The organism is Gilliamella bombicola, from assembly GCF_900094945.1.
GTDB classification, from domain to species: Bacteria; Pseudomonadota; Gammaproteobacteria; order Enterobacterales; family Orbaceae; genus Gilliamella; species Gilliamella bombicola.
The window spans coordinates 1-1,601 of sequence record NZ_FMAQ01000026.1; the positions used below are offsets into that span (position 1 = coordinate 1).

The following is a 1,601-nucleotide window of genomic DNA, read 5'->3' on the forward strand; positions in this document are numbered from 1 at the left end:
TTACCAAGCTTATCAGGCTTATCAGGTTTACTCAGTTTACTTAGATTATTTAGATTCCTTAAATCGGCGTTGTTCTTCGTGGTATTGTTGTTGTTGTCGTATACACAGGGTTCTGTGGCATTAACGGCTTATACATCAAAATATATCGTGGGTAGTGCGCCGTATTTAACATTCGACAATGGTCGAACAAAAGCCACATCAACGGATAAATTGTTGTCAATTCGGTTGCAGGATGGTCAGGTAATCACGCCGTCTACTAATACATCAAGCGTATCAAATCCAATCAGGTTGCCGTACGTTGGGAGTAATTTAAGTCATATAGAAATGATAGTCCCGTCATCAACTAATTCAGTGAGTTTAAGTGATTTAGTCACTAGATATAATTATTGGCGAGATGATGATGGAGATGAGCCGGCTGTAAATGGTGTATCTGGGAGTATATCGGTATCGTTTACAGATAAAAATGGCAATACAGTTAGTCGTAGTGATACATTAAGTCTATGTAAAGCGCCTTATAAGGTAACTTTAAGTAGTACAGGGGGATATTTACAGACCCAGTACGGTGTTCCTAGTAGAACCAGTTTTAGTGGAGCTACGGTGGATTATTATATCAATCCGTATGGCAGTAGTGGTCCTGTTGTGTGTCACGCAAGGCCGAATTTGTACTTCGGTGGTACTGGTAATAATGTTCCTAACCCTTGGGATGCTCGTGTCCTTGACGATTCCAAGTTTGCCGGCCCATCTAGCATATGGTCTCCTACAAAGGGTTTTTTAACTCAGTCTAACGATTCTTCCTCTTACGACCGGAATTTCCCTACAACGGGTGCTAATGGGTTGTATTTTGACTTAGAGATGCCTGCAGGAGTGGATGGAAGTCAGTTAAGTTGGACAGTTAACACAGTTGGTAGTATAAGGGCAGAGGTGAGTTGGACAAGGCCGCTAACAGGGACATTCACAGACCCTTTGGGAAATATCCAAGCCGATAATTGGATTACTGATAAATCAAAACGTGTAGTAAGAGTAACATTAAGAGGTCCTAGGGCAAGTGGTAGTCAAATAAGCTCAAGTAGTCCTAGTAGACTCACCGTACCATCTTTGCCACAGACCTTTGAGTTGGTCGGTAGGGATAGTAGTGGTAATGAGGTGAGGTATGGGTTTGTCTTAAAACAGTGGTTCGTCAATCGGGGTAATAAAATTGATACTCCGGCTAACCTATCCACTTGGTGTAGTGGTTTGGGTTATCGTCTTGCTAGTGTAAGGGATTTAACCAATTCAAACCATAGCTTAGGCGCCTCGCCTCGTTCATCTGGTAATCATTATATGCGTCACATAGGTGCAGGATTTTTCACGGAGTGGGGCGCCGTGAGCTACTACGCTGGTGCGGGCTTCGTCACCCACGGCTACTGGATGAGCGACGCATCATCAGGTGGCTATGGGATCTATGTCAACTCGTACAACGGCAGCGTCTACAGCTACAGTGCTTCCAGCGGCCATTTTGCTGTTTGTACCGCACCTTAGTTTTTAGCGTTTATTCCTTAATCCTTGGGCCGCGGGGGCGGTTATGGTGCCTGAGAGGACAATCTAACAAAGAATAACGCCCC

1 protein-coding gene is annotated in these 1,601 nt (G+C 44.2%); it reads left to right on the forward strand.

Annotated features, from left to right (window positions below):
• On the forward strand, nucleotides 1-1,518 hold a 1,518-nt coding region (locus GA0061081_RS11130), incomplete at its 5' end, for a hypothetical protein (RefSeq protein WP_209435409.1).
• Nucleotides 1,519-1,601 lie beyond the last annotated feature (83 nt).